Source organism: Gordonia sihwensis NBRC 108236 (assembly GCF_000333035.1).
Lineage (GTDB): Bacteria > Actinomycetota > Actinomycetes > Mycobacteriales > Mycobacteriaceae > Gordonia > Gordonia sihwensis.
Genome location: NZ_BANU01000028.1, coordinates 14,688 through 39,422, shown reverse-complemented (window position 1 = coordinate 39,422; position 24,735 = coordinate 14,688). Strand labels below are relative to the sequence as shown.

The 24,735-nt window shown below is 69.5% G+C and carries 23 protein-coding genes, 3 tRNA genes and 1 pseudogene; 19 read left to right on the top strand and 8 right to left on the bottom strand.

The genetic code is table 11. From position 1 onward, the window contains the following. Positions 1 to 10: 10 nt before the first annotated feature. Genes GSI01S_RS15135 through GSI01S_RS15125 form a run of 3 tightly spaced genes read left to right on the top strand, consistent with a single transcriptional unit; the run spans position 11 to position 2,968 of the window. Complete coding sequence (locus GSI01S_RS15135) at positions 11 to 622, top strand: response regulator transcription factor (RefSeq protein ID WP_006897470.1); 612 nt, start codon at positions 11 to 13, stop codon at positions 620 to 622. Between the two features lie 5 nt (positions 623 to 627). Then, a complete protein-coding gene (locus tag GSI01S_RS15130) occupies positions 628 to 1,755 on the top strand; it encodes an acyltransferase family protein (protein WP_006897469.1) in 1,128 nt (375 codons plus the stop codon). A gap of 10 nt (positions 1,756 to 1,765) precedes the next feature. Continuing rightward, entirely contained in the window at positions 1,766 to 2,968 is a 1,203-nt protein-coding gene (locus GSI01S_RS15125) for a hypothetical protein (protein WP_006897468.1), read from the top strand. A 3-nt stretch (positions 2,969 to 2,971) separates the two neighbouring features. Here GSI01S_RS15125 and GSI01S_RS15120 read toward each other — a convergent pair whose 3' ends face one another. Beyond that, on the bottom strand, positions 2,972 to 3,421 hold the full coding sequence (locus GSI01S_RS15120; protein ID WP_006897467.1) for an acyl-CoA thioesterase: 450 nt from the start codon (positions 3,419 to 3,421) through the stop codon (positions 2,972 to 2,974). 100 nt (positions 3,422 to 3,521) lie between these two features. Here GSI01S_RS15120 and GSI01S_RS15115 point away from each other — a divergent pair, with 100 nt between their 5' ends. Then, positions 3,522 to 4,502 carry an alpha/beta hydrolase gene (locus tag GSI01S_RS15115; RefSeq protein WP_006897466.1) on the top strand — a complete coding sequence of 327 codons (981 nt, stop codon included), beginning with the start codon at positions 3,522 to 3,524 and terminating at the stop codon, positions 4,500 to 4,502. On the opposite strand, the gene hisC is transcribed toward GSI01S_RS15115, so the two are convergent. Beyond that, a complete protein-coding gene (hisC, locus tag GSI01S_RS15110) occupies positions 4,494 to 5,564 on the bottom strand; it encodes a histidinol-phosphate transaminase (protein WP_039867811.1) in 1,071 nt (356 codons plus the stop codon). The genes GSI01S_RS15115 and hisC overlap by 9 nt on opposite strands. Before the next feature lie 112 nt (positions 5,565 to 5,676). Between hisC and GSI01S_RS15105 the strand changes: the two genes are divergently transcribed. Then, positions 5,677 to 5,765 (top strand) — tRNA-Ser (locus GSI01S_RS15105). 57 nt (positions 5,766 to 5,822) lie between these two features. Next, positions 5,823 to 5,895 (top strand) — tRNA-Arg (locus tag GSI01S_RS15100). A 117-nt stretch (positions 5,896 to 6,012) separates the two neighbouring features. Here the strand turns inward: GSI01S_RS15100 and GSI01S_RS15095 are convergent. Further along, positions 6,013 to 6,897, bottom strand: coding sequence for a LysR substrate-binding domain-containing protein (locus tag GSI01S_RS15095; RefSeq protein ID WP_006897464.1), 885 nt, complete (start codon positions 6,895 to 6,897; stop codon positions 6,013 to 6,015). A 77-nt stretch (positions 6,898 to 6,974) separates the two neighbouring features. On the opposite strand from GSI01S_RS15095, the gene GSI01S_RS15090 reads away from it, so the two are divergent. Together GSI01S_RS15090 and pcaD are read left to right on the top strand one after the other, a co-directional pair. Further along, the gene (locus tag GSI01S_RS15090; RefSeq protein ID WP_006897463.1) at positions 6,975 to 8,216 is read left to right on the top strand and encodes an acetyl-CoA C-acetyltransferase; all 1,242 of its coding nucleotides are present in this window, start codon (positions 6,975 to 6,977) and stop codon (positions 8,214 to 8,216) included. Next, complete coding sequence (gene pcaD / locus GSI01S_RS15085; protein ID WP_006897462.1) at positions 8,213 to 8,983, top strand: 3-oxoadipate enol-lactonase; 771 nt, start codon at positions 8,213 to 8,215, stop codon at positions 8,981 to 8,983. Before GSI01S_RS15090 ends, pcaD begins: the two co-directional genes overlap by 4 nt. 12 nt (positions 8,984 to 8,995) lie before the next feature. Here pcaD and GSI01S_RS15080 read toward each other — a convergent pair whose 3' ends face one another. The 4 genes and pseudogenes from GSI01S_RS15080 to benA form a co-directional block, all read right to left on the bottom strand. Beyond that, positions 8,996 to 11,569: a helix-turn-helix transcriptional regulator gene (locus GSI01S_RS15080; RefSeq protein WP_006897461.1), complete on the bottom strand. Its 2,574-nt coding sequence runs from the start codon at positions 11,567 to 11,569 to the stop codon at positions 8,996 to 8,998. An 82-nt stretch (positions 11,570 to 11,651) separates the two neighbouring features. Further along, a complete protein-coding gene (gene benC, locus GSI01S_RS15075; protein ID WP_006897460.1) occupies positions 11,652 to 14,444 on the bottom strand; it encodes a benzoate 1,2-dioxygenase electron transfer component BenC in 2,793 nt (930 codons plus the stop codon). Positions 14,445 to 14,453: 9 nt separating this feature from the next. Continuing rightward, positions 14,454 to 14,988: pseudogene (gene benB / locus GSI01S_RS19860) on the bottom strand (benzoate 1,2-dioxygenase small subunit). 44 nt (positions 14,989 to 15,032) lie between these two features. Further along, positions 15,033 to 16,451 carry a benzoate 1,2-dioxygenase large subunit gene (benA, locus tag GSI01S_RS15070; RefSeq protein WP_006897459.1) on the bottom strand — a complete coding sequence of 473 codons (1,419 nt, stop codon included), beginning with the start codon at positions 16,449 to 16,451 and terminating at the stop codon, positions 15,033 to 15,035. 246 nt (positions 16,452 to 16,697) lie between these two features. On the opposite strand from benA, the gene GSI01S_RS15065 reads away from it, so the two are divergent. The 6 genes from GSI01S_RS15065 to GSI01S_RS15040 all read left to right on the top strand — a co-directional run bounded on the left by GSI01S_RS15065 (position 16,698) and on the right by GSI01S_RS15040 (position 21,339). Further along, positions 16,698 to 17,621 carry a LysR family transcriptional regulator gene (locus GSI01S_RS15065; RefSeq protein WP_006897458.1) on the top strand — a complete coding sequence of 308 codons (924 nt, stop codon included), beginning with the start codon at positions 16,698 to 16,700 and terminating at the stop codon, positions 17,619 to 17,621. After that, entirely contained in the window at positions 17,618 to 18,721 is a 1,104-nt protein-coding gene (locus tag GSI01S_RS15060) for a mandelate racemase/muconate lactonizing enzyme family protein (protein WP_006897457.1), read from the top strand. The genes GSI01S_RS15065 and GSI01S_RS15060 overlap by 4 nt, the downstream gene beginning before the upstream one ends. Before the next feature lie 58 nt (positions 18,722 to 18,779). After that, positions 18,780 to 19,637 (top strand): catechol 1,2-dioxygenase, encoded by an 858-nt coding sequence (catA, locus tag GSI01S_RS15055; protein ID WP_006897456.1) that lies wholly within the window; start codon positions 18,780 to 18,782, stop codon positions 19,635 to 19,637. Between the two features lie 4 nt (positions 19,638 to 19,641). Continuing rightward, positions 19,642 to 19,923 carry a muconolactone Delta-isomerase gene (gene catC, locus GSI01S_RS15050; protein ID WP_006897455.1) on the top strand — a complete coding sequence of 94 codons (282 nt, stop codon included), beginning with the start codon at positions 19,642 to 19,644 and terminating at the stop codon, positions 19,921 to 19,923. Positions 19,924 to 20,034: 111 nt separating this feature from the next. Further along, a complete protein-coding gene (locus GSI01S_RS15045; protein WP_006897454.1) occupies positions 20,035 to 20,727 on the top strand; it encodes a hypothetical protein in 693 nt (230 codons plus the stop codon). Between the two features lie 15 nt (positions 20,728 to 20,742). Further along, positions 20,743 to 21,339 (top strand): putative glycolipid-binding domain-containing protein, encoded by a 597-nt coding sequence (locus GSI01S_RS15040; protein WP_006897453.1) that lies wholly within the window; start codon positions 20,743 to 20,745, stop codon positions 21,337 to 21,339. A gap of 10 nt (positions 21,340 to 21,349) precedes the next feature. Here GSI01S_RS15040 and GSI01S_RS15035 read toward each other — a convergent pair whose 3' ends face one another. After that, positions 21,350 to 22,303, bottom strand: a complete 954-nt coding sequence (locus tag GSI01S_RS15035; protein WP_006897452.1) for a prephenate dehydrogenase — start codon at positions 22,301 to 22,303, stop codon at positions 21,350 to 21,352. A gap of 69 nt (positions 22,304 to 22,372) precedes the next feature. Between GSI01S_RS15035 and GSI01S_RS15030 the strand changes: the two genes are divergently transcribed. The 5 genes from GSI01S_RS15030 (at position 22,373) to GSI01S_RS15010 (ending at position 24,734) form a co-directional block, all read left to right on the top strand. Then, positions 22,373 to 22,894, top strand: a complete 522-nt coding sequence (locus GSI01S_RS15030) for a tRNA adenosine deaminase-associated protein (protein WP_006897451.1) — start codon at positions 22,373 to 22,375, stop codon at positions 22,892 to 22,894. Positions 22,895 to 22,902: 8 nt separating this feature from the next. Further along, positions 22,903 to 23,406, top strand: a complete 504-nt coding sequence (locus GSI01S_RS15025) for a nucleoside deaminase (RefSeq protein ID WP_006897450.1) — start codon at positions 22,903 to 22,905, stop codon at positions 23,404 to 23,406. A 103-nt stretch (positions 23,407 to 23,509) separates the two neighbouring features. Further along, positions 23,510 to 23,839 (top strand): hypothetical protein, encoded by a 330-nt coding sequence (locus GSI01S_RS15020; RefSeq protein WP_006897449.1) that lies wholly within the window; start codon positions 23,510 to 23,512, stop codon positions 23,837 to 23,839. Positions 23,840 to 23,906: 67 nt separating this feature from the next. Continuing rightward, a tRNA-Ser gene (locus GSI01S_RS15015) sits at positions 23,907 to 23,994 on the top strand. Between the two features lie 113 nt (positions 23,995 to 24,107). Further along, positions 24,108 to 24,734: a PepSY domain-containing protein gene (locus GSI01S_RS15010; protein WP_006897448.1), complete on the top strand. Its 627-nt coding sequence runs from the start codon at positions 24,108 to 24,110 to the stop codon at positions 24,732 to 24,734. Position 24,735 lies beyond the last annotated feature (1 nt).

Genomic DNA, 24,735 nt, shown 5'->3' with positions numbered 1-24,735 from the left:
AGGGGGACCGGTGGAGACCATCCGACTGCTGCTGGCCGACGACCAGGCACTGGTCCGCGGTGCGCTCGCGGCGTTGCTCGATCTCGAGCCCGACCTCGCGGTGGTCGCGCAGGTGGGCCGGGGAGACGAGGTGGTGGACGCGGCGCGGTCCAGCGGCGCCCAGGTGTGCCTGCTCGACATCGAGATGCCCGGGGCCGACGGCATCGAGGCGGCCTCCCGCATCACGCGGGAACTGCCCGGAGTCCGCTCGCTGGTGGTCACCACCTTCGGCCGGCCCGGATACCTGCGCCGCGCGGTGGACGCCGGTGCGTCCGGATTCGTCGTCAAGGACACCCCCGCCGCCGAACTGGCCGACGCCGTGCGACGCGTCCACGCCGGGCTCCGCGTCATCGATCCGACGCTGGCCACCGAGAGCCTCACCAGCGGTGACAATCCGCTCACTCCGCGCGAGACCGAGGTTCTCACCGCCGCGCTCTCGGGTGCGACCGTCGCGACCATCGCGTCGCAGGTGCACCTCTCGGCGGGCACCGTGCGCAATCACCTGTCGTCGGCCATCGGCAAGACCGGCGCGTCGACGCGGGCCGAGGCCGCGCGGATCGCACGCGATCGGGGCTGGATCTGACCCCGGTGCGACGCCGCGTCCCCGCACTGACCGGTGTCCGGACCGTCGCCGCGCTGTCGGTCTGCCTCACGCACGCCGCGTACTGGACCGGCCACTACACCGACGACTACGTGGGTCGGTTGCTGTCTCGTTTCGAGGTCGGCGTCGCGCTCTTCTTCGTCCTCTCCGGCTACCTGCTGTTCGCGCCCTGGGTGCGGGCGTTGCAGGAGACGCAATCCGGAGCGCCGGCCGAGTATCCGGGGCTGCGGCGCTACACATGGCATCGGGTGCGGCGGATCGTGCCCGCCTACTGGGTCACGGTGCTGGCGGTGTACGCGATCTTCCTGGTGCGCACGGACACGTCCGACTTCGGTCAGGGGTGGTCGGACCTGCTGCGGAACCTCACATTCACCCAGGTGTACGGGCTCGGACACCTGCACACCGGCCTCACCCAGATGTGGAGCATGGCGGCGGAGGTGGCCTATTACATCGCGCTGCCGCTGGTGGCGTGGCCGATCGCGCATCTGGTGTGCCGCGATCGGTGGCGGCCCGACCTGCTGCTCGTGTGCCTGGGCGGGCTGCTGCTGGTCTCGCCGTTGTGGACGGTGGTGGTGCACGGGTCCGACGGCGTCGACCCCACCGCGCGAATGTGGCCGCCCGCCTTCGCGAGCTGGTTCGTCGGCGGGATGGTGCTCGCCGTCCTGGCCCGGACGGTGACGCGGTGGCCCGCGATCCCGAGCGTCGCTGTCGCGGTCGGTGCGTTCCTGATCAGCGGCGGCGCGGTCGCCGGAGAGCCGACGATCGTGCCGGCCGACGCCGGAGCGACGGTCGTCAAACACACGCTCTACCTGGTGGTGGCCCTGGGTCTGGTCGGTCCCCTGGCGATCGGCCCCGGCGACGACGCGTGGTCCCGGGTGTGCGGCAGTCGGCCGATGGTGTGGTTCGGCGAGATCTCCTACGAGTTCTTCCTGGTCCACGTGATGGTGCTGGAGTTCACGATGGATCTTCTCGGGTACTCGGTCTTCACCGGATCCACCCTCGCGGCCTTCGTCGTGACCAGTGTCATCAGCGTGCCCGTCGCGTGGTCGCTGCATCGCCTCACCGCCCCGCTGTGGCGGGATTCTCCCACGCGATCTGTCGGGGTCCGCGGGTAGAATCGGCGCCATGACCTCACCGCAGCGTGCTGTCACGGCAGCCGATCTCCGTCAGTGGACGACGGATGCGCGGGTGCCCGGGCAGCCTGCGGAACTGTCCGACACCGCGTGCATTCTCATCGCTGCCGGCTATCTCGTGCCCACCGCGCGGGCGACGGTGGTCCGCCGCGTCTCGCAGGGACTGCCGATGCCGGTTCCGCAGTCGGGATTCAGTGAACTGCGGCGCGTGCAGCGCGGAATCGTGCACGCCGAGCGCAAACTGGCGTCGACGATGCTGCCGGGCGTCGTGGTCCCGATCATCCGGTCCCGGATGGCCGGGCTCACCCGCCGGCGCGACGAGGCGCACCGCGCGGTCGTCACCGGCAAGGGCGTCTTTCCGTCGGGTATGCGGGCCATTCGCCGAGAACGCCGCGAGAACGTCTACCTCGAGGTCGATGAGCGCGAGCAACTCTTCGCCGGGCTGCTCTGCACACCGGTGGCGAACCTGTCCACCTCGGGTGCCCGCTGGGCCGGCACCGATGCCCTGGACAAAGTGGCGGGAATCGTCGACAAGGTCGCCGGGCGCGCCGGACGCAGGCAGGTGGAGCACTGGGCCGACGAAGTCTTCGGAACCATGCCCACCACGCAGGACTCGTCGCGCGGTTCGAGCTTCGCCGACGGCTACGAGGCACTCCTGTTCGTCGCCGGCCACTACTACGACCGCATCCGGACCAACCCGGCCTGGCTGTCGGACCACTTCGAGATGCAGCGGGTGCAGGTGAACCTGCACGCCGAACTCGCCGAGATCGCCTCCGACGTCGTGGCGCTGCGGGCGTTGCGCGTCGATCTCGACCGCGCTCGGGACAACGGCGGTTTCGATCCCGGCTTCGTCGCCCACATCAGAGAGCGCGAAGAGGCGTTGCGGCCGGTGTGGACCGAACTGATCGACCGCGTCCACGCTCTCATCGACATCTGTGCGACCGTCGAGTCCGCGGCTGTCGAGTTGCGGCTGCTCAACGAGTTCGACCGTGCCACCACCATCGACGCGCGCATCGACCATCTGCTCTCGCGCTCCGGCGACCGCGAACTGTCCGCGGACCATTCCCGCAGGCTGTCGCAGCAGGTGCGCAGCGGCGAAGAACAGCTGCGCATCTACCGGGACGTCCTGCAGGGCAACATCGCTCAGCTCGGCACGGCGGCACCCGCGCAGCTTCCGGAGAAGTACGAGCCCTGAGTCTCAGGAGCGGGTCCACTCGCGCAGACGGTCCTTCTCGGCGGCGGTCAGGCGCCGCAGACTGTGCTTCTCGATGTCGACGACGGCCATCTGAGTGGTTGCGACGCACGCCGGGCGCGCCCCCGCGGGCGCGGCGGCGCCGGCGATCTCGTAGCCGATCGTGAAGTCGACCGATCGGAAACCCTTGATCCACATCCCGATCCGGAGCGGCGAATCGTCGTGGTGCAGCTGTGCTCGGTACCGGATGTCGACGTGGACGATCATCGCGCTCTTGATGTGCGGTGCGTAGTCGTCCCCGGCGCTCAGGAGCCACTGGATACGTGCCTCCTCCATGAGGGTCACCATCCGCGCATGGTTGACGTGACCGAAGGCGTCCATGTCCGACCACCTGACGGGGACCTGCGCGGTGAAGGCGTGGCGACGGCCGTCCGGCAGCGTCGAGGTCTCGGTCATGTCGCCGATCCTAGTGCCGGCCCAGCACGCTGCTCGGCATCGACGTTCACACGGTCGACACTTTCGCCGGGTACGCTGGGCGACCATGTGGTGCGATCGTATGTCACTGAAGCTGGTCACCGCCGGGTCTGTCGTCGCGGCTGCGGCCATGCTGGCGTCGGTGTCGACCGCACCGGTCAACGCCGCTCCCAAGGGGGCGCACGTGGTCGCGGAGAAGGTTCGGAGCATTCACCGGGTGGACCTCACCGTCAAGTCGGCGGCGATGAACGGCTCGGTGCCGGTCACGGTTCTCAGCCCCGGCGGCTCCGGTCCGCGGCCCACCGTGTACCTGCTCGACGGCGCGGACGGCGGAGACAAGGTCAGCGACTGGATCACCAAGGGCGGCGCCGAGTCGTTCTTCGCCGGGCGCAACGTCAACGTCGTCCTGCCTGCCGGTGGAGCGGGCAGCTTCTACACCAACTGGGAGAAGCCGGACAAGAAGCTCGGCAAGCCTCAGTGGGAGACCTTCCTGACGCAGGAGCTGCCGCCCGTGATCGACGCGAAGTTCAGCGGGTCCGGACGTAATGCGGTGATGGGTCTGTCCATGGGCGGCCAGTCGGCGTTCGCCCTCGCCACCCGCCACCCCAAGCTGTACCGCGGTGTCGCCTCGATGAGCGGCTGCCCGCGTGTGTCGGGTCAGGCCAACGAGGCCTACGTCCGCGCGACCGTCGCGAAGAGCGGCGCCAACGCCGACAACATGTGGGGTGCGCCCGGCTCCAAGGACTGGGTGCAGCACGATCCCGCCCACAAGCTGGACGCCCTGCGCGGGAAGGCGTTGTACATCTCGTCCGGTTCGGGTGCGGTGGGACCGCTCGACCTGGCCGCCAAGCGTGACCCCAAGGACGGCCCGGAGAACGCGCAGATCGCTGCCGGTTCGGCGCTGGAGGTGGGCGCGAACCGCTGCTCGCTCGAGTTCGCGACACTGCTGCGCGCCAACGACATCCCCTTCACCTCGGGATTCCGCCTGATCGGCACGCACAGCTGGGACTACTGGAAGCGCGACCTGCCCGAGGCGTGGAACGCCATCGCGCCCTCACTCTGACCGCGCGCCGGCGTACTTCTCCGCGAAGGTGAGGAAGGCGTCGTTCTCTGCGGGATGGGTGACGGTGACCCGCACCCCGTCGCCCGCGAACGGTCGGACGATCACCCCGGACTCGGCGCACTCGGTCGCGAACGGCATGGAGTCGTCGCCGAGCATCAGCCACACGAAGTTCGCCTGTGAATCGGGTACCCGGTAGCCGAGCTCGCGCAGTCGTGCCGTGACGCGTTCACGTTCGGCGACCACCGCGTCGGTCCGTGCCAGCAGCTCGTCCTGTGCGCGCAGGGAGGCGACGGCCGCGGACTGGGCCACACTGCTGACGGTGAACGGCACGTGCACCTTGTTGAGCGCGGTGATCACCTCCGGATCGCCGACCGCGTATCCGACCCGCAGGCCGGCGAGTCCGTACGCCTTCGAGAAGGTGCGCAGGACCACCAGGTTCGGGAACTCGCGCCGCAGTTCGAGGGCATCGTACGCGAACGGTCCGGTCAGCCGCATGTACTCGAAGTAGGCCTCGTCGAGCGCGACGACGATGTCTGACGGCACGGCGGCCAGGAAGTCGCGCAGCGCCTGCGCCTCGACCACCGTGCCGGTCGGGTTGTTGGGGTTGCACACGAAGATCAGGCGCGTCCGGTCGGTGATCGCGCCCGCCATGGCTGCGAGGTCGTGCACGGCGTCGCCGGTGAGCGGGATCTGGACCGGGGTGGCGCCGACGACGCGCGTCGCCACCGGGTACATCTCGAACGAGCGCCAGCCGAACAGCACCTCGTCGCCCGGGCCGGCGGTGACGGTGATCAGGTTCTGGCAGAGGATCACCGATCCGCAGCCGACCTGGATCTCCGCGGGGGTCACGCCCAGGCTCTTGGCCAGTTCGTCGGTGAGCTCCACCATCCCGTTGTCGGGGTAGCGGTTGGCCGTCGCTGCGGCCTCGGCGATGGCAGCGGCCACGCCGGGGAGCGGGGGGTCGGTCACCTCATTGCTGGCGAGCTTGATCGCGCCCGGAAAGGTCTTGCCGGGGACGTAGACGGGCAGGGTGTCCAGATCGGGGCGGATTCGCATGCTCACCCCTCAAATGTACGTCTGACCTGCGGGTCGATGCTCATCCGGTCGGCGATTTGCGTCCCGACGCTCCCTCTGTGTAATGTTTTGCCCCGGCGGCCCGAAAGGACTCCACCAGGGAGGCGTGCCAGAGCGGCCGAATGGGACTCACTGCTAATGAGTTGTTCCATGAAAGTGGAACCGGAGGTTCAAATCCTCTCGCCTCCGCCGACCGGGACACGCACCCGGTACAATTGAAGAAGTGCGGATCGCAAGATCCACTACGCGCCCGTAGCTCAACGGATAGAGCATCTGACTACGGATCAGAAGGTTTGGGGTTCGAATCCCTACGGGCGCACTCCGAGAAGGTCCCCGTCGTTCGCGACGGGGACCTTCTCGTCGGTGGAATACGGCACAAGTTCCTAGAACGACGAACCGGCGCCATTGGGCGGACCGTCAGCGCCCTCGTACCGGCTCACTCCGCGGCGATCCGCCGCAGGACCGTCAGCGCACGCTCGACGACGGGAGACGCCGGCTCGGGAATCCATGCCGCGGACAGATCGATTCCTGCCTCGGGGCGCAGCGGAAGGTACCGGACTCCGGCGATGTCGAGAGCCGACGTCGGCTCGGGAACCACCGACACTCCGAGCCCGGCGGCCACGAGCGTGACGAGAGTCGAGGTCTCGGTCACCTCGTGCCGGATCCGCGGAACGAACCCGGCGTCGGCGCACAGGCCGGTGACCAGTCCGTTGAGCGCCGAGCGGCCGTGGCCCGCGTGCATCACGAAGTCGTCGTCGCGCAGGTCGGCCAGATCCACCTCGCCGCATCCGGCGAGCCGGTGACTGTCGGGAACCAGCGCGATCAGTCGATCGTGGCGCACCGGCTCCACCACCACGCGCGCACTGGTGACCGGGGGCCGCAGGAGCGCCAGATCGATCCGGCCGGCCTCGAGCGCCGTCACCTGGTCGGGGGCCAGCATCTCGCCGCGCACGCTCACATCGACGCCGGGCAGTTCGTCGCGCAGCGCTCGCACCAGACGCGGGAAGAGTGAATAGGTGGCCGATCCGACGCACCCGATCGTCAACGCGCCCTGCATGCCCTCGGCCACCCGGTGCGCCTGCTCGCCGGCCGCATCGACGGCGTCGAGGATCTCGCGGACCCGGTCCAGATACACCTCCCCGGCCGGAGTCAGTTCCACGCGACGGGTCGATCGGGTCAGCAACTGGACGCCGAGCTCTTCTTCGAGCTGTCTGATCTGCGAAGACAGCGGCGGCTGCGCGATGTGCAGACGTTCGGCGGCGCGACGGAAGTGCAGCTCCTCGGCGACCACGCGAAAATACCGGAGATGCCGCAGTTCCATGATTGATACCCCTCCTGTTTCAGCGATCGTAGAACATGTACTTCACGATATGGGTCTCGGCTTTCTAGGCTGGACGCATGGCTACTGCGTCCGGCATTCGCACCCACGACGACATCGTGATCTGTTCCCCGCTGCGGACACCGGTCGGCCGCATGGGCGGAGCGCTGGCGAAGCTGACGGTCGACCGCCTCGCGACGGATCTGCTCAGCGAGCTCGTCGCCCGGACCGGTCTCGGAGAGAACGAGGTCGACGACGTCGTGCTGGGACAGGGATATCCGAGCGGCGAGTCGCCGGCTCTCGGCCGGATCGCCGCCCTCGACGCCGGACTCGGCGCCGGGGTGCCCGGAATGCAGCTCGACCGCCGCTGCGGCTCGGGTCTGCAGGCCGTCCTGTCCGGGGCGGCGCAGATCGCCGGGGGAGGGGCCGATCTGATCGTCGCGGGCGGCGCCGAGTCGATGTCCACCGTCGAGCACTACGCGCTCGGCCTGCGCACCGGGGTCGGGCAGGGTGGCGTGGAACTGCGCGATCGCCTCGATCGTGCTCGGTTGACGGCGGGCGGGCAGTCGCATCCGGTACCGGGAGGGATGATCGAGACCGCCGAGAATCTGCGCGCCCGCTACGGACTCACCCGAGAGCAACAGGATCGGCTGTCCGCCGAATCGCATCGCCGTGCCCTCGCCGCCATCGAGGCCGGCCGATTCACCGACGAGATCGTTCCGGTCACCGTCCCGGGCGGCCGCCGCGACCCCGACGTCGTCGTCGACCGGGACGAGCATCCACGTCCCGGCACCACGGCCGAATCGCTGGCCCGACTGCGGCCGATCCGCCTGGCCGTCGACCCCGACTCGACCGTCACCGCCGGAAACGCCTCGGGCCAGAACGACGGCGCCGCGATGATGGTGGTCACCACACTCGCCGAAGCGGAGCGGCGCGATCTCGATCCGATGCTCGCACTGCGTTCGTGGGCCGTCACCGGATGCGCACCCGAGGAGATGGGGATCGGGCCGGTCGGTGCCACCGCCAAGGCACTCGCGCGCGCCGGACTGACACTCGACGACATCGACCTCATCGAACTCAACGAGGCCTTCGCCGCGCAGGTGCTGGCCGTCCTGGCCGAATGGGGAGTCGAGCCCGGCGACGAGCGGCTCAATCCCAACGGCTCGGGCATCTCGCTGGGCCACCCGATCGGAGCGACCGGCGCGCGGCTGGTGGTCACCGCTGCCCATGAGGCGAGGCGACAACGCGCCCGAAACGTGCTGGTCACGATGTGCATCGGCGGTGGCCAGGGACTCGCGGCCGTGTTCGAGGCGATCCGATGAGCGCCGTCGACGTCCACGCGGTGGTCAGCGGCCGGCCCGACGGACCCGCCGTCGTGCTCTCCAACTCGCTCGGCTCCACGCACCGGATGTGGGACGCGCAGATCGCCGATCTGGAACAGCACTTCATGGTGATCCGCTACGACACCCGCGGTCACGGGCAGAGCCCGGTGCCGGACGGGCCGTACAGCATCGACGACCTCGCCGATGACGTGCTGGCGCTCCTCGACGGTTTCGGCGTCGACCGCGCCCACCTGGTGGGGCTCTCGCTCGGCGGCATGACCGCGATGCGGGTCGCGGTCCGCGCACCGCACCGCGTTCGGCGCCTGGCGCTGCTGTGCACCGGGGCCCGGCTGGCCAACGCCGAGTCGTACGCGGAACGGGCGGCCGCCGTGCGTGCGGACGGTGTCGCGCCGATCGCCGAGGCGGTGGTGAGCCGCTGGTTCACCCCCGAGTACCTGTCCGCCGACGCCGAGCGGAAGCGCTACTACGAGGCGATGGTCGCGGGCACGCCCGCAGAGGGGTACGCGGGCTGCTGCGAGGCGATCGCCGCGATGGATCAGCGCGCCGATCTGCCGTCGATCTCCGCGCCGACCCTGGCGATCGCCGGCCGCGACGACACCGCGACCGGACCGTCGGTCCTGGCCGAGATCGTCGACGGCGTCCAGGACGGTCGGCTGCTGGTGGTTCCCGAGTCGGCCCACCTGGCCTGTGCTCAGCAACCGCAGATCGTGAATCCGGCATTGCTGGACCATCTGCTGGCGCAGTAGCCGCTGCCGAGATCACCGGCGCAGCGCGGCCAGCTCCGAACGCGACCGGACGCCGAGTTTCGCGTAGATGCGGGTCAGGTGGTACTGCACCGTCTTCGGTGAGATGTAGAGCTCGGCGGCCACCTCCCGGTTGCTCATCCCGGAGGCCACCAGCGCGGTCACCGACTCCTCCTGCGGTGTCAGCTCCGCAGAACTGCGGTCGCCGCGAACCGCGTGCAGGCCGCCGGCCTTCAACTCGCGGTCGCAGCGGTCGACGTACGCCGTGGCTCCGAGCGACCGGTAGATGTCGCGGGCGTTGCCCATCACCGCATCGGCGGCGCGCCGCTTGCCCGCCCGGCGGAGAGTCTGCCCGTAGGCGAAGTTGACGCGCGCTTGGTCGTGCCGCAGGGGCAGACCGTCGAGAAGCTCGAGGGCCTCCTCGAACTTCCTTCGCGCGGAGGCGATGTCGCCGATGGCACCGAGATAGCGGCCGCGGGCGTAGCGGAGCCGGGCACCGGCCGAACGATGCCCGCGCAGGTCGGCCAGTTCCTCGTGCGGGCGGAGCAGACTGTCGGCGGCCTCGAGCCGGCCGTCGAGTACCAGCGCGTTGGCCAGCACGTCCACCCACGGCCACCAGCCCGGTTCGGTGAGAGCCGGAGTGTCCTCGGCGAGGAGCCTCAGCGGGGAGAGAACTCGGGTGACCTTGTTGTAATCGGCGGCCGCCTCGGCGATCTGCGCCTGTGCCAGCAGCAGCGGAATCTGCATGATCTCGTAGTCGCCCGCCAGTCGGGCCGAATGCGCGACCGCGGCGTCCGCGGCCTCCCGGTCGCCTCGGAGGCAGTGGACCTGAGCCGCGGTCCAGTCGGCGAGCGGGGTGGCGAGGGTGATGCCGCTGGTGGTCGCGAGCTCGCGCGACTGCGCGACGGTGAGCAGTGCCCCGTCCCAGTCGCCGGTCACGAACCGCAGACGGGCCAGCCAGCCCAGTGCCCACAGCGTGATGCGTTTGGAGCCGCCCAGATTCGCCATCGACACCGCCGTCTCGAGACTGGTGCGCGCGGAGTCCACCTCGTCCAGCCCCAGCTGCAGCCAGCCGTGGCCGATGGCGACCCGCTGCGTCTGCGCTCCGAACCGGACGTCGCGGCCCAGCGCGTCGTACGACGCGACGGCGTCGGCCGTGCGGCCGGACCATGCCAGGCCGAGCCCGCGGATCGCGGCGGCCTCCACACCGGCGGGCGAGGCGGTTCCGGCCATGTCGATCGCGCGGTCCGCCCAGCCGACGAGGCGCTCGCCCTGACAGCGGACCAGGCAGTGCAGTACGTAACGCTGCGCGATGAGGGCCGCGATCGCGGGTTCGCGCTCCACGCTGACGATGCCCCACGCTCTGTCGAGCCGGATCCGGGCCTCGGCCGATCGTCCGCGCAGGATCGCCAGATAAGCGAGTGTCGCATTGCGCAGCGGAGTCTCGCGAAGGCTCTCCACCGTCGGCACCATGGAACCGGCGGTGAGGCAGTCACCGTCGGCCAAGAGCGCGTCCACCGAGAGCGTCACTCGTTCGGCATGCCGGAGCGGCTCGTCGGTCAGCCGCCCGGCCTCACGGTAGAGCTCGGCGGCCTCCGCCCATTCGCCCGCGCCGCCCCGATCGGCCGCCAGTGCGGCGACCTCGTCCGCGAGTTCGGCGTCCGGCACCGGTGCGGCGGCGACGCGATGATGCAGTCTGCGTGCCGGATCCGCCACCAGCTCCGAGGCTCGGCGGTGCAGCAACCCAGTCCGCTTGGGCCCCAGCACTTCGAGTACCGCGGCACGGGTGACCGGAGTCGGCACGGCCAGGGCCGAGGCGGCCGGACCGACGGCGGCGGCCGGCTCCACGAGCCCGGTTCCGACCGCCTCGTCGACGGCGGACAGCACGTCGCCGACCGCCGAGAGTTCCACGGCCGTGCCGAGTGAGTCCGGATCGTTCAGAATCGCGATCGCCTCGATGAGCCGCCGCGTCTCCGGTCGGCACGCCGCCAGGGCGGTCTGGACCCGTTCCACCTCACGGGCCGGTGCGGGCAGGGCTGCGTCGGCCCGCGACCACAGACGGTCGGGCAACTCGTCGAGCAGTTCGACGATCTCGCGCGGTCGGCCCATCGTGTGCCTGGTCAGTTCGTCGAGAAGAGACGGGTGCACCGACCGCCCGCGGGCCGCGGCGATCTCCGCCACGGCGCTGCGGTCCAGACCTGGAAGTCGCAAGGTGTCCGGCAGCAGGTCGGCGATGGCGGGCGTGGACCGCTCCGCGGCCAGGATCACCGTGACGTGGGCCTGCGGACGCGCGGCGGCGAGCCGCCCGAGCCGGCGCAGAGCCGCGTCGTCCGCATGATCGGCGTCGTCGATCAGCAGCGCTGCGGGGTCGTCACCGAAGAGCTCGGCCGGATCGCCGAGCTCGGGTGCGGCGGCGACCCGGACCCGGCGACCCCGCAGGATCTCCGACAGGCGCCGCAGCAACGTCGACTTCCCGGCACCGTGCGGGGCTGTGATCAGCACGAAGCCGGGACCGGCGGCGTCGGCGACGCGGCCGGTCAGCTCCGACAGTTCGTTCTCCCGGCCGACGCAGGCGGCCTCGATGATCATGGTTGTCGAGGTTATTCCTGTCGGGGCGGACGCGTGGCGTCGCTCGCGGTCGACTGCCGCGAACGACGGGCACGCATGGGGCTCACCCCTGGTCGCCGCCGGCGACCGGAAGCACCGAACCGGTGATGTACGAGGCCTCGTCGGAGGCCAGGAAGCAGATCGCCGCGGCCTGTTCGTCGAGGGTTCCGTACCTGTTCATCAGGGAGGCGTCGAGCGTCTGGTCGATGTGTGCCTGGAACCATTCGCGCTGCGTGTCGTCGGCCGGCACCGGTGTTCCCCGTGAAACACGGCGCGGCGGGGCGTCGGTTCCGCCGGGGGCAGTGGCCACCACTCGCACACCGGCCGGTGCGTACTCCATCGCCAGGGAGGCGGTGATCGCGTTGACCCCGCCCTTGGCCGCGGAGTACGGAATCCGATGGATGCCCCGGGTGGCCGCCGAGGAGACGTTGACGATGACGCCGCCGCCTCGCTCCACCATCGTGGGCAGCACCGCGCGGCAAGCGTAGAGCGTGGTCATCAACGAACGGTCCACCTCGGCGCGGATCTCCTCGTCGGTGAACTCGGTGAAGGGTTTGAAGTTGATGGCGCCGCCCACGTTGTTGACCAGCACGTCCACCCGCCCGTAGGCGGCCAGCGCGCGATCGATCACCTCCGCGGCGCCGGCATACGACTCCAGATCGGCGTTCACCGCGATCGCGCCGGGTCCGCTCGCCGACAGATCAGACGCGACCGTGCGCGCGTACTCGGACCGGTCGGCCACCACCACGCGTCCGCCCTCGGCGCTGATCCGGCGGGCCGTGGCCTCGCCGATGCCCTGCCCGGCGCCCGTCACGACGACGACCTTCCCGGCGAACCGTCCCGGAGTCACGAACCGTGGCTTGCGAGCGGCGAGTTCGTCGGCCATCGCTCGCCGCATCGTCTGCTTGGATCGTTCGCCGTGTGCGCTGATGAGGGCGCGGGCGGTGTCGCGGTCTCCGGCTTCGAACGCGGCGACGATGTCGAGATGGTCCTGGGTGCACAGGGGATGGCACCAGGTGGCGGTCCGCAGTACTTCGCTCATCCGGCCCTTGACCCCGAGCGCGGTGTACGCCTCCAGCAGGTGGGTGTTGCCGGTGACGTGGAACAGGTAGTCGTGGAAAGCGGCGTTGGTGGCCGTGTACTCGGCTGAGTCGACGAAGCGATCGCCGTCCACGTACGGGACGGTGGCCTCCGCGAGGAGGCGATACCCGGCGAGTTGCTGCGAGGTCATCCGGCCGATCATCAACTCGAGAGCACCGAGTTCCAGCGCGGCTCGGGCTTCGAAGAGCGCATCGGATTCGTGGATCTCGGGATGCTCTTCGCCGATCTCATAACCCTCGGAACCGACCGTCGGGACCTCTGCGGGTGCAATGCTCGCGGGCTCGTCCGCCGTGGTCCCGGGCTGGGTCGCCACCGATTCGGCGGCCACGTCGACGTCCGCCACGGGGGCGGCAGCCGAGCCGGGGAACACCTCCTGCCCGGCGATCGACCTGGCCGCACCGGGTTCCAGGACTCCGGTGTCGGCGTCGAGCAGAGCAGACGGTTCGGCGGCGGTCGGCTCCGGCCAGATCCGCTGCCCGGCGATGCGGGCCCGGGACTCGTCCGCGCCCGGCGCGGACCGCGGTTCGAGACCGGGCAGGCTGATCGCCGGAAGCACCGGCTGCCCCGCGACGGCGCGGGCGTCGAGGGCGGGCGCGATCGGCACGTCGACGGGCGCCTCGGCGTTCGCCGACGCCGATGCCGCGACTGCGTCGGTCACCGGCTCGGCGGGCGACGGGCCCGCAGCGAGGGCGAACTTCTCGTAGTAGAACCCGGTCAGTTCGATCCCCGCCTCGACGAAGTGTCTGCGCACCGATTCGACCATCGGCGGCGGCCCGCACAGGTAGGTCGCGACGTCGCCGCCGTAGAGGTGACGGGGAGCGATCAGCGAGGTGACGTAGCCCTTGTTCGCGGCGCTGCTGCCGGGATCGGAGACGCAGTGGTCCCAGGTGAATCCGGCGACCTCCGACTGCATCCGGTCGAGCGTCTCGGTCTCCACGAGGTCGTCGTCGGTGGAGACGCCGTAGATGAGATGGATGCGGCGCGCGCTGCCGTCGTGGCGCAGCTTCCGCAGGATCGCGAGGATCGGCGCGAGGCCCGTGCCGCCGGCGAGCAGCAGTGCCGGCCGCATCGATTCGCGCAGGAAGAACGATCCGTGCGGCCCGCGCAGCGTCAGCAGATCGCCGGTCGACGCCCGGTCGGTGAGATAGGTCGACATCGCGCCGCCGGGAGTCAGCTTCACCAGGAAGACGAGAGTGTCCTCGTGCGGTCCGTTGGCGAAGGAATACGAGCGGCGCACCGGACTCCCGCTGCCGTCGTCCGTGCCCGGAACGTCGATGTTGACGTACTGACCGGGCAGGAACGCCAGCTCGGAGCGGTTCGGGATCTCGACGGACAGGCGCATCGTGGTGGGCGAGAGGCGCTCGAGCCCGACCACGGTGGCGCTGAACTCGGCGGCCTGGGTCTTGGCGACGTCCGACGTGGCCGCGATCTGCAGCACCAGGTCCGACCGCGGCTTCATGCAGCACGGCAGGGCGTAGCCGTCGGCCGACTCCGCGGGCGACAGGGCGTCGTCGATGTACGTGCCGCCGTCGTAGTCGCCCGATTCGCACATGGCCTTGCAGGTGCCGCAGGCGCCGTCGCGGCAGTCGAGCGGAATGTTGATCCGCTGCCGGTACGACGCGTCTGCCACCGTCTGGTCCTCGCGGCAGTCGATGAACTTGGTGACCCCGTCCTCGAAGGCGAGCGCGACGCGGTGCGTCGGCGCCTCGGCGGGTGCCGCGGCGCGTCCGGATGCGGGGCCGGAAGTGACAGTCATGGTGAGCCCCTAGAAGTGGTAGACGTCCACCACGTGGTGGATGTAGTCGTTCTTGAGGACCACGGGTCTTGCGGCGGATCAGCGGTGCCTCGCCGGAGAAGTCGATCGTGTAGAACGACGTGCCGTAGTACGGGTCGACGGTGTGATAGCGGAAGTACATGGTGTGCCAGTTGAACCGGACGTCAACCATGTCGCCGCGCCGTTCGATCACCTCCACGTTGGTGATGTTGTGGCTGGTGCGCGGCTCGGGAAGCGACGTCGCCGACGACCGTTCGGTACGGATCCGGAACACCCGGTCCTCGAGCCCGCCCTTGTTGCCGTAGTAGATGAGCGAGATCTCCCGTCGGGGGTCTTCGGTGAGGCGATCGTCGTCGGCCCACGACGGCATCCAGTAGACGACGTCGTCGGCGTAGCAGTCGAGCCACTTCTCGAACTCGCGGTCGTCGAGGTAACGGGCCTCGCGGTAGAGGAACTGTTCGATGGCGTTCTGGGTGATGAGCTTGCGGCCGTCGGTGTCGGCCGGAGTGGTCTGGGCGGTAGTCATGAGTCCTGTCCGATCTCGGGTACGAAGTGGTGGTCCGATCGCGCTCAGCCGACGGCGGTCTCGACGTCCTCGGCGTCGACGGCGCGGCGCATGGTCTCGAGCCAGTAGCCGTGCTGCACGGGGTAGAGCCCCTCGTCCTCGTTCTTCAGGCCGGCGGAGATCACGTTCGGCATGTCGAGCGCGGTGGCGACCTCGTCCGGACCGGTGAGCCAATGCTCGGCGCCGCGGCTCATGTCGTTCCAGGGCGCGGCGGTCGCGCGGAAGGTCAGCTGACACGACCGGAACTCCTCGAGGTCGTCCGGCGTCGCCATTCCCGACGCGTTGAAGAAGTCCTCGTACTGGCGGATGCGGTGGGCACGGGCGGCGTCGCTCTCACCCTTCGGCGCGATGCAGTAGATCGTGACCTCGGTCTTGTCCGGTGCGATCGGGCGGAAGTGCCGGATCTGGGTGGAGAACTGGTCCATCAGGTAGACATTCGGATACAGGCACAGATTGCGTGAGCCCTTCACCATGAACTCGCCCTTGGCCTCGCCGAACTGGGCCTTGAGTTCGTCCATCCGGTCCCACAGCGGCCGGTCCTGCGGGTTGGCCGCCCAGGTCCACAGGCACAGGTGACCGTGCGGGTACGACCAGTAGCCGCCGCCGGACTTGCCCCATCCGCCGGCGTCGAGCACCTTCGCGTCGTTCTTCGACTCCCCGGTGGTGCGCCGGGAGGTGGTGGCGGCGTAGTTCCAGTGCGTCGCGGTCACGTGGTAGCCGTCGGCGCCGTTCTCCGCCTGGACCTTCCAGTTGCCGTCGTAGGTGTAGGTCGACGCGCCGCGCAGCACCTCCAGGCCGTCAGGCGACTGGTCGACGAGCATGTCGATCACCCGGCGGGTGTCGCCCAGGTGTTCCTCGAGCGGGAGGACGTCGGCGTTGAGGCTGCCGAAGAGGAACCCGCGATAGCTGTCGAACCGCGCGACCTTGGTGAGGTTGTGCGATCCCTCGCAGTCGAAGGTGGACGGGTATCCGGCGCCGTCGGGGTCCTTCACCTTGAGCAGGGTGCCGTCGTTGCGGAAGGTCCAGCCGTGGAACGGGCAGGTGAGCGTCATCCGGTTGTCGGTCTTGCGGCGGCAGATCATCGCTCCGCGGTGCGCGCAGGCGTTGATCAGGCAGTTGAGTTCGCCGTCGCGGCCGTGGGTGATGACCACCGGCTGGCGGCCGATGTAAGTGGTGAAGTAGTCGCCCGGGTTCGCGACCTGGCTCTCGTGCGCGAGGTAGATCCAGTTCCCCTCGAAGATGTGCCGCATCTCCAGTTCGAAGATGTCCTCGTCGGTGAAGATCCGGCGGTTGGCGCGGAACACCCCGGCCTCGCGGTCGTCGATGACGGCGTCCCGGAGTACTTCGCGGACGTGCTCGCGGGTGTCCGCGGTGATCGCCGTACCGGGAATCGACGCGCTGGGGCGAGAACTGGTCGCAGTCATTGAGAACCTCCTGTGTGCGTGGTCCGTCGACGGTCCCATTTCGTGATGGCGCTCACACCAGTAGAAACCCCAGTGTTGACCCAGGCGTCGATTCATAAACAGGAGAGATCAATAAGGCGAAAATGAGTCCTGGTGTCGTATGGATCTTCTGCTTACCGTGGTCGTACGGATGATCCGGATCACACAGCGGGGCGACTATGACGATGCGTCCCGGCCGGTGAATCGACACACCGACAGGAGCGCGACATGGAGCTACGGCATCTGCGATATTTCGCCGCCGTCGCCGACACCTGTCATTTCGGGCGGGCGGCGGACCGGTTGCACATCGCGCAGCCGGCGTTGTCGTACGCGATCCGCCAACTGGAGGCCGAGCTGGGGGTCTCGCTGTTCGCCCGCACCACCCGTCAGGTGACGCTGACCGCGGCGGGTGAGTTCCTCAAGGGCGAGGTGGACCGGATTCTGGTGGGCATCGACGCGGCCGTCGACGGCGTGCAGCGCGTCGCGGCCGGCCGCAGCGGTGTGGTCCGCCTGGGACTCACCGGCATCGCCGTGTTCTCGCATCTGCCGCGCATCGCCCGGGCCGTCCGCAGCGAACTGCCGCACGTGGAGTTGCGGATCGTCTCCGATCTGCTGACCCCCGACCAGTGCGATCGGCTCCGCGACGGCGCCATCGACCTCGGCGTACTCCGGCCGCCGGTGGTCGGAGAGGGGATCGAGGTCCGGACGATCGACGTGGAGCCACTCGTCCTGGCGGTCGCCTCCGACCACCGTCTCGCGGTGGAACCGGTGGTCTCGGTGGACGATCTGCGCAGCGAATCGTTCGTCATGTACGACAGCCGCGACTCGGCGGTCAACGAGGCCGCCGTCCGCACCTGCCGCACCGCGGGCTTCGTCCCGCACCGCGCCCACGACGCCTCCGGTACCCCGGTGCTCCTGGCGCTGGTCGCCGCCGGACTCGGCGTGGCCCTGCTGCCCGCCTCCGTCCGCGCACTGCCGCTGGAGAACGTCGTGGTGCGCGACCTGCCCGACACCGGAACCATGCCGGTGGCTCTCGCCCGGCGCGCGGGCGACGACAACCCGGTGGTCGACGCCGTGGCCGCCGTCGCCGCCGCTGCATTCGCGTCCGCGTCCGCGCGGGCCCTGGACTCCTCGATGGGAGAGATACGTTGAAGATCACCCGGGTGGAATCGATTCCCTTCTCGATTCCCTACCTCAAACCCCTTCACTTCGCCTCGGGCGAGGTGCACGCGGCCGAGCACGTCCTGGTCCGCGTGCACACCGACGACGGGGTGATCGGCGTCGCCGAGGCGCCGCCGCGGCCCTACACCTACGGTGAGACCCAGCGCGGCATCGTCGCCGTCATCGAGGACGTCTTCGCCGAACAACTGCACGGTCTCACCCTGCTCGAACGCGAACAGGTGGGGGCGAGGCTGGCACGGACCGTCGGCAATCCCACCGCCAAGTCGGCGATCGACATGGCCCTGTGGGACGCCTTGGGCAAGACCCTCGGGCAGCCGGTCTCCGAACTTCTCGGCGGATACACCGACCGCATGCGGGTGAGCCACATGCTCGGCTTCGACGACCCGGCGAAGATGGTCGCCGAAGCTCAGAAGGTGCGCGAGCGGCACGGTATCTCGACGTTCAAGGTGAAGGTCGGGCGGCGCCCGGCCGAGCTCGACATCGCCGTCGTCCGGGCGCTGCGCGAACACTTCGGCGACAGCGTCGAGCTGTACATCGACGGCAATCGCGGCTGGACCGCCGCCGAATCGGCCCGCGCCATGAAGGAGATGGCCGACCTCGACCTGCTGTTCGCCGAGGAACTCTGCCCCGCCGACGACGTCCTCGGGCGTCGCTGGCTGGTCGGCAAGCTCGACATCCCGTTCATCGCGGACGAATCGGTGCCCACGCCGGCCGACGTGACTCGCGAGATCCTCGCGGGATCGGCCACGGCGATCAACATCAAGACCGCCCGCACCGGATTCACGCAGTCGCGGCGTGTGCATCACCTGGCGGAGGGCCTCGGCCTGGAGATGGTGATGGGCAATCAGATCGACGGCCAGATAGGCACGGCCTGCGCGCTGGCCTTCGGTGCGGCGTTCGAAGCGACCTCGCGCTATGCGGGCGAACTGTCGAACTTCCTCGACATGAGCGACGACCTGCTCGCCGAACCGCTCCAGATCCGTGACGGCTGCCTGCAGACCTCATCCCGCGCCGGACTCGGAATCGACATCGACCCCGACAAACTCGACCGCTACCGCACCGACAAGTGAACGACTCCTCGCACAGCCCATGGGCGAGACGACGAACTGAAGATCAAAGGAGACAGTCATGACCACCACCGAGCACAGCCCGTCCGCCGCGGCGTCAGGCGCATCCGCCACCGAGCGCTTCCAGCAGGACAAGTCGCCGTACGACGCCGTCAAGAACGTCAGCCCCGAGCGCGTCGACAAGCTCGCCCGCCAGGTGCTGGCCGGGGTCCACCAGACGATCCGCGACAACCAGGTCACCTACGACGAGTACAACGCCCTCAAGGCGTGGATGATCCAGGTGGGCCTCGACGGCGAGTGGCCGCTGTTCCTGGACGTGTGGGTGGAGCACGTCGTCGAGGACGTCAACACCGCGCACCGCCATGGCAACAAGGGCTCGATCGAAGGGCCGTACTACGTCCCGGATGCGCCCGAGCAGGGCGCCGAGGGCACCATCCCGATGCGCGACGGCGAGGCGGGCGATCCGCTGGTCTGGGAGGCGCAGATCACCTCCACCGACGGCACCCCGCTGCAGGGCAAGGTGGAGCTGTGGCACGCCGACGCCGACGGCTACTACTCGCAGTTCGCCCCGGGCATCCCGGAGTGGAATCTGCGCGGCACCTTCTCGACCGGCCCCGACGGCAAGTTCAAGATCACCACGATCCGTCCCGCCCCCTACCAGATCCCGACGGACGGCTCGTGCGGCAAGCTGATCGCCGCCGCCGGCTGGCACGCGTGGCGCCCGGCTCACCTGCACGTCAAGGTCTCGGCTCCGGGGCACGAACTGCTGACCGCCCAGCTGTACTTCCCGGGCGATCCGCACAACGGCGACGACATCGCCGACGCCGTGAAGCCGGAACTGATTCTCGACCCGAAGCCGGACGGTCACGGCGGCTACACGATCGATTACGGCTTCGTGCTCGATCCGGTGGAGGGCTGAGCCGATGCTGTTCCACGTCCGGATGGATGTGCGGATTCCGCACGACATGGACCTGACGGTCCGTGAGGAGACCGTCGCGCGGGAGAAGGCGTACTCGCAGGAGCTTCAGCGGTCGGGCAAGTGGCCGCAGATCTGGCGCATCGTCGGCGAGTACTCCAATTACTCGATCTTCGACGTCGAGTCGAACGACGAGTTGCACGAGATCCTGTCGGGGCTGCCGCTGTTCCCGTACATGGACATCACGGTGACTCCGCTGGCGACGCATCCGTCCGACGTCAAGGCCTGACCGATCCGGCCGCGACTGCCCGGATTCTCGATCGGGGATCCGGGCCGTCGGCGTGCCCGGGCCGTCGCCTCTGGCACCATCGAAGGGAGGACGTCGTCGGGAGGAGCCGCCGTGGACCGGTCATCGCAGCCGGCGCCGGGATACCGGCCGCCGCTGGCTCCCGGGCAGTCGTACCCACCGCTCGGCTACAGCGAGCACGGCGCTCCGTTGTTCACCTACGACGACCGGGAACGCGCTCTCGCCGGGCCGCAGCCCGCGGCCGCGCCGCCCGATCCCACCCCACCCGCGCCCGCGCCGCAGCCACCTCCGGATCGACGTCGCGGTCTCGCCGTCGGCGTCGCCGTCGTCGCCGTCGGGGTGCTGTGCCTGGCGCTCGCCTTCCGGATGTTTCCGACCGGCGACGACGGCCCGGTGCGGCGAGCCGATCCGCCCGCCGCGCAGTCGACCGACGATCCCTATCTGCAGGGCCTGCCCGACCAACCCGAACAGTCGGTGCCGCGCGATCCCGACAGCGCGCAGCCGCCGGTCCACTCCGGCGCCGCGACGGTGGAGTACCAGGTCGACTCCGGGCGCGCGACCATCCTGTACGTCGACGACACGTCGGTGAAGATCGAACGCAACGCCGGCGGCACGTGGCGGCACACCGTGCGCGGCAGCCAGAACGCGCTGCTGCGGGTCAGCGTGATCCTCTCGGACACCGATCCGGCATCGTGCAGCATCACGGTCGACGGCAAGGTGGTCGACCGTCAGACGACGCAGGACGCGCAGTCTTCGGGCATGCTCACCTGTCGATACGAGGGATGACGCTACCGTTAGAGAATGACTTCCTTCGACGCGTCGTCCGCCGATGCCGGCGTGAAAGCGATGCTGACCTGGCGTAGCGCCGACGGCGATCGGTTCGAGCAAGTGCGGCTGAATCTGAGCGGTGCCCGGGTCCGCGCGTACGGCCGCATCGTGGCCGCCGCCACCGACACCACCGAGGCCTACTCCGCATCGTACGAACTCGTCACCAACGACAGCGGGGTGACGCGGCGGCTGTCGGTGCGCCTGCTGCGCGCCGGCGGCGAGAGCTCGCTCGACATCAGCCGTGACATGGACGGTCGTTGGATGGTCCAGTCGCCGACCAGCACCGTGCGCAGCGACTTCGACGGGGCCGAGATGATCGACTTGGAGCTCTCGCCCTTCTTCAAGGGACTGCCGATCCGGCGCTTCGGGATCGCCGACGGCGTCCGCCGCGACGACGTCCCGGTCGTCAGGCTCCGGCTGCCCGACTGTGAGATCGACTCGGTGCAGAAGAGCTACGTCGGCGGCCCGGAAGGCCGCGTCACGGTGATCGGTCCCAAGGGACGTCGCGATCTGACGGTCGACGACGCAGGCATCGTGCGCGACTACGCGGGTATCGCGACGCTGATCTGATCCGGGCCGCTCAGCCCATCCACACCCGGGCCAGGTGGGCCTGCCTGCGCAGCTCCTCCTGCCACCGGGCATCGCCGATCCGGACGCCGGTGATCGGCTCCGGCGGCGATCCGGCGATCCGCTCGTACTTGCGCCGCGCGCGGTGGCCGTCGTCGACGATCACCGCGACGTCGCCGTGCTCGCGCAGTGCGTCGCGCGCGGTGATCAACCGGTCGATCGTCTCGCTCAGCGTGTTGAGCAGGGCCACCGAGTTGGCTTCGAGCATCGCCCGCTGCAGGTCGGGGGCGGTACCCGCCACCCGAGTGCCGTCCCGGAAGCTGCCTGCGGCCAGCCGGAGCGCGAGGTCGCTCTCACCCGCGCCGACCGTAGCGGTCACCGCGGCGGTCAGATGCGGGTTGTGGGAGATCGCCGCCGCCGCGCGGTCGTGCGCGTCGTCCGCGGCGGGCACCACGTACGAGCCTGCGGCCAGGGCGATCCCCGCGACGTCGAGCCAGTCGTCGGCGACGGTGTCGTCGTGCGTCGCGACCATCCACATCGCGCCCTCGAAGAGCGCCGGGTCGGTGGCCGGCCAACCCGACTCGGTGGTGCCGGTCATCGGATGCCCGCCGACGTACCGGGCCCGCGGATGGAGCCGTCGGACGAGGTCGGAGACCTGCTCCTTCACGCTCACCACATCGGTGAGAAGACAGTCCGGCGCCAGGTCCCGGACCGAGGTGATCATCGGTTCGAGTGCGGTGAAGGGAGTCGCCAGAACGACGATCGCGTCGTCGTTCCGGGCGCGCTCGAGGACCGCGGACAGGTCCGTGGAGGCGTCGTAGCCGTCGGCCACCGCGGCCTCGACGGTGCCCGCCGAGCGGTTGTAGCCGAACGCGGGACCGCCCGTGTCGGAGAGGCGGCGGAGCAGGGACCCGCCGATGAGGCCGAGACCGAGGATGCAGACGGGGCGAGACGGTGCAGCAGACACGGTTCCAGCGTGGCACATCGGGGTCGGTTCGACTTGGGAGAGTCCCGAAAACCGACTACGGTGGCGGTCATGGCGAAGCCCGGTGCGCAGAGCGAATACGACGAGGTCGAAGGATTCGCTGTCGCGGTCGTCCGCGAGGAGTCGGGGTGGAAGCTCACGACGCTGAAGCCGTCCGCTCTCGACAGTCTCGACGACGCCGAACTGCAGCTGCGGGAACTGCGGGCCACCGGAGCCGTGTTCGGCCTCCTGGACGTGGACGACGAGTTCTTCCTCATCGTCCGGCCGGCTCCCGCCGGAGCCCACGTGCTCCTCTCGGACGCCACCGCCGCGGTGGAGTACGACATCGCCGCCGACGCCCTCGACGCGCTGCACGTCGACATCCCCGACATCGATCCCGACGAGCTCGACGACGTGGATCCGTGGGAGGAGGGCGACCTCTCGATCCTGGCCGACCTCGGTCTGCCGGACGCCGTGCTCAGCATCATCGTCGGTGACACCGATCTGTACGCCGACGAGCAGATCGGCATGATCGCCGCGCGCCTCGGCTTCGCCGACGAGCTCGCCGCGGAACTCGACAAGCTCGGTCGCTGACCGGGTCCATGCCGGTGGACCCCAGCCCGCGACCGCATCGGGGAGCGGTGGACCGGGACGCGGCGGCCCTGATGTCCGCCGCACTCGAAGCGGCACGGGATGCGGACTCCCGCGACGTCCCGATCGGGGCAGTCGTCTTCGGGCCGGACGGGAGCGAGCTGGCCCGTGCCGCCAACCGCCGCGAAGCCGATGGCGATCCGACCGCTCATGCCGAGATCCTGGCGCTGCGGGCGGCCACCGCCCGCCACGGCGACGGATGGCGGCTGTCGGGCTGCACCCTGGTCGTCACCGTGGAGCCGTGCACGATGTGCGCCGGCGCGATCGGACTGTCGCGCGTCTCGCGGCTGATCTTCGGTGCCTGGGAGCCGAAGACCGGCGCCGTCGGGTCACTCTGGGACGTGCTGCGCGATGAGCGGCAGCTGCACCGCCCGGAGGTGCTCGGCGGGGTCCGTGAGGACGAGTGCGCCGCCCTGGTCCGCGACTTCTTCGCCGGCCGTCGGGGTCAGCCCTGAACTATCCCTGAATTCGCTTCCGGGCTCTCGCCGCGCGCGTGCGCCTGTGGCAGATTGAGGAGGTGGGCGCAGCCCGCGCAGACATCGCGAGAAGGGGAATGAGATGTCCGATCCCATCGACAAGATCACCGAGGTCGTCGACACGGTGGTGCGCAAGGTCGACGAATTCGCCAACAGCGAGCAGGTCACCGGTGCCGTGGAGAACGCGAAGTCCGCGTTGACCGAGTTCGCCGCCAACGAGCACGTCGCCGGCGCCGTGGAGACGGCCAAGGACAAGCTGTCCGAGATCGCGAGCAACGAGCACGTCGTGAGCGCGGTGGAGACGGCGAAGGGAAAGCTGGCCGAGATCGCGAACAGCGAGCAGGTCACCGGCGCGGTCGAGACGGCCAAGGAGAAGTTCGACGATCTCGTCAACAAGCGCTCCGGACACTGAATCGTCGAGAAACTGGGTCTGACCTGCCGATTTCGTGCTGGTGACGGGCTGCGGTACAGTTCTTCGCGGTGGCGTGTCCGAGCGGCCGAAGGTGCGACACTCGAAATGTCGTGTGCGGTAACCCCGCACCGGGGGTTCAAATCCCTCCGCCACCGCCGAGGGCCCCTGATCTGCAGAGCAGGTCAGGGGCCTTTTCCAATGTCCGGCCCGGAGAATGTCCGTACGGTGTGAGTCACGTGACGAGACTTCTCTTCTGGGAGGACACGCCTTGAACACACATGCGCTGAACATCAGACTCTCGGCAGCCGCGGTACTGGCCGCGGGCGCAGGTCTGCTCGCCGGGTGCGGAACCGACGACGCGACGCCGGAGACGAAGACCGAGACGATCACCCAGACCGCCGGGTCACAGTCGTCGGCGGCGTCGGCCGCGCCGTCGCGAAGCGGTGTCGATCTCGCCGCGACTGCGCCCGCCGTCTCCTGGCGCGACGCACTGCGGACCGCCGGCGCGCAGTTCACCGGGTCGCCCACCGCGGTCAAGCTCGAGACCGAGCACGGCCGGACCGCGTACGAGATCGAGCTGGCCTCCGGCACACAGGAATCCGACATCACGATCGACGCCGCGAACGGCGGCGTGGTCGCGAAGACGACCGACGATCTCCACGGCGACGACGCAGCCCACGCCGGCGCGGAGCGGTTCGAGGCGGGTGAAGTCACCGTCGAACCCGATCGCGCCATGAGGGCCGCGCAGGCGCGAGTCGCCGGACCGGTGTCCGAGTGGAAGCTCCATCGCGAGAACGGCCGCCTGGTGTACGAGATCAACGTCGGCACAGCCGGCGACGACACCGAAGTGGTCGTCGACGCCGCCACCGGTGAGGTGATCGGCACCGACCGATGAC

What these genes read in the sequence shown, in the direction of transcription:
- GSI01S_RS15125 (WP_006897468.1), top strand. Translation starts at nt 1,766, where the DNA reads ATGACCTCACCGCAGCGTGCTGTCACGGCAGCCGATCTCCGTCAGTGG.
- GSI01S_RS15120 (WP_006897467.1), bottom strand. Translation starts at nt 3,421, where the DNA reads ATGACCGAGACCTCGACGCTGCCGGACGGCCGTCGCCACGCCTTCACC.
- GSI01S_RS15115 (WP_006897466.1), top strand. Translation starts at nt 3,522, where the DNA reads ATGTCACTGAAGCTGGTCACCGCCGGGTCTGTCGTCGCGGCTGCGGCC.
- GSI01S_RS15095 (WP_006897464.1), bottom strand. Translation starts at nt 6,897, where the DNA reads ATGGAACTGCGGCATCTCCGGTATTTTCGCGTGGTCGCCGAGGAGCTG.
- GSI01S_RS15090 (WP_006897463.1), top strand. Translation starts at nt 6,975, where the DNA reads ATGGCTACTGCGTCCGGCATTCGCACCCACGACGACATCGTGATCTGT.
- pcaD (WP_006897462.1), top strand. Translation starts at nt 8,213, where the DNA reads ATGAGCGCCGTCGACGTCCACGCGGTGGTCAGCGGCCGGCCCGACGGA.
- GSI01S_RS15080 (WP_006897461.1), bottom strand. Translation starts at nt 11,569, where the DNA reads ATGATCATCGAGGCCGCCTGCGTCGGCCGGGAGAACGAACTGTCGGAG.
- benC (WP_006897460.1), bottom strand. Translation starts at nt 14,444, where the DNA reads ATGACTGTCACTTCCGGCCCCGCATCCGGACGCGCCGCGGCACCCGCC.
- benA (WP_006897459.1), bottom strand. Translation starts at nt 16,451, where the DNA reads ATGACTGCGACCAGTTCTCGCCCCAGCGCGTCGATTCCCGGTACGGCG.
- GSI01S_RS15065 (WP_006897458.1), top strand. Translation starts at nt 16,698, where the DNA reads ATGGAGCTACGGCATCTGCGATATTTCGCCGCCGTCGCCGACACCTGT.
- catA (WP_006897456.1), top strand. Translation starts at nt 18,780, where the DNA reads ATGACCACCACCGAGCACAGCCCGTCCGCCGCGGCGTCAGGCGCATCC.
- catC (WP_006897455.1), top strand. Translation starts at nt 19,642, where the DNA reads ATGCTGTTCCACGTCCGGATGGATGTGCGGATTCCGCACGACATGGAC.
- GSI01S_RS15040 (WP_006897453.1), top strand. Translation starts at nt 20,743, where the DNA reads ATGACTTCCTTCGACGCGTCGTCCGCCGATGCCGGCGTGAAAGCGATG.
- GSI01S_RS15030 (WP_006897451.1), top strand. Translation starts at nt 22,373, where the DNA reads ATGGCGAAGCCCGGTGCGCAGAGCGAATACGACGAGGTCGAAGGATTC.
- GSI01S_RS15025 (WP_006897450.1), top strand. Translation starts at nt 22,903, where the DNA reads ATGCCGGTGGACCCCAGCCCGCGACCGCATCGGGGAGCGGTGGACCGG.
- GSI01S_RS15020 (WP_006897449.1), top strand. Translation starts at nt 23,510, where the DNA reads ATGTCCGATCCCATCGACAAGATCACCGAGGTCGTCGACACGGTGGTG.